This is a genomic window from Glycomyces sp. NPDC021274, from assembly GCF_040641195.1.
Taxonomy (GTDB): domain Bacteria; phylum Actinomycetota; class Actinomycetes; order Mycobacteriales; family Micromonosporaceae; genus Glycomyces.
The window spans coordinates 1-1,103 of sequence record NZ_JBFADC010000119.1 but is presented as its reverse complement, the minus strand read 5'-3'; the positions used below and the strand labels follow the sequence as shown (position 1 = coordinate 1,103).

The 1,103-nt window shown below is 69.3% G+C and carries 1 protein-coding gene; it reads left to right on the top strand.

The window, feature by feature from the left end; translation table 11 throughout:
* Positions 1-1,009 (top strand): hypothetical protein (locus AB0I03_RS27020; protein WP_360417471.1); only part of this gene is annotated, 1,009 nt, incomplete at its 5' end.
* Positions 1,010-1,103 lie beyond the last annotated feature (94 nt).

Here is a 1,103-nt window from a genome sequence, read left to right as displayed (position 1 = left end):
GAAGGAACACGGCGTCGACCTGGACAAGTGGAAGAACGGGGAGTGGAAGAACTGGGACAAGGACAAGTGGCTTCGCGAAGCCGGCGAGTTCATCAACCCGGTCATCAAGAACTTCTGGGACCCGGACAAGATCAATAAGGTCAAGCCGCCCCAGGACCCGAGCAAGCCCTCGGACATCACCGAGGACCAGGGCAAGACCGACCCCGAGCCGACTGCGGTCCCCGCGCGCTCGGTGAAGACGCCCTACACCTCCACCGCGCCCGGCGTGGGCCTGCTGCTGTTCAGCACGCCCAAGGGCGAGTCGCGCTGCTCCGCCACCGTCGTCAAGGACCCGGCGCACCCGGGCAAGTCCAACCTCGTCTGGACCGCGGCGCACTGCGTGCACGCCGGCAAGGACGGCGGCTGGTACCGCAACATGATGTTCGTGCCGAACTTCAACCGGACCGGCGCGTCGGCCGCCCAGATGAAGACCACCCCGTTCGAGGACCGCGTCCCGTCCGGCAAGTGGTGGGCGGACGACATGGCGACGACCAAGGAGTGGATCGCCGACGGCGGCGCCGTCCCGGGCGTGCCGATGGCGCCGTACGACTTCGCGCTGATGCACGTGAAGCCGGAGGAGAGCACCGGCGGCAAGTCGCTGGAGGAGATGGCCGGCAGCGCCTACGCGGTGGACTTCGGCGCCCCGGCGATGACGAAGATCTCCAGCCTGACGGCGCAGGGCTACCCGGCCGAGCCGCCGTTCGACGGCGCGACGCAGCAGTCCTGCACCGACAAGCCGACCCGGCTGACGCTGGACGCCAAGAAGCCGACCATGTACCGGATCGGCTGCACCATGACCGGTGGTTCGTCCGGTGGCCCCTGGTTCATCAAGGGCGCGGACGGCAAGCCGGTGCTGGTCTCCAACACGTCGATGGGGCCGCGTCCGGCCCAGTGGCTGGCCGGCCCGCACCTGGGCACCGAGGCCAAGTCCATCTTCGACGCGATGAGCAAGAAGTGGGCGAACCAGTAGCAACGACGTGAGCGGGCGGGCGCCGGGCGACGGCGCCGCCCGCCCGTGACAGCACCCACGACAACGGCGAAGGCCCGCCCCCGGGAAACCGGGG